The following is a 206-nucleotide window of genomic DNA, read 5'->3' on the forward strand; positions in this document are numbered from 1 at the left end:
TTACCACTTAAAAGTTGTTTACCATTAAAAGAGGTTGTATTAGCAATATTATCAAGCTCTTCCATTAAACGGTTGATATCAGCTTGAAGCATAGTTCTTGTTTTTAAGCTTTGTCCATCTTGAGCTGCTTGAGTTGCTTTAGTTTTAATAGTATCTAAGATCTTAAGCTGCTCATCCATTGCTTTATCAGCAGTTTGTAAGATACC

1 protein-coding gene is annotated in these 206 nt (G+C 33.5%); it reads right to left on the reverse strand.

The window, feature by feature from the left end:
• Positions 1-206, reverse strand: a 206-nt coding sequence (locus H2280_RS08655) for a flagellin N-terminal helical domain-containing protein (protein WP_442862351.1), incomplete at both ends; no start/stop codon positions are given.

This window comes from Campylobacter sp. 2457A, from assembly GCF_020135895.1.
In the GTDB taxonomy this organism is placed as follows: Bacteria; Campylobacterota; Campylobacteria; order Campylobacterales; family Campylobacteraceae; genus Campylobacter_D; species Campylobacter_D taeniopygiae.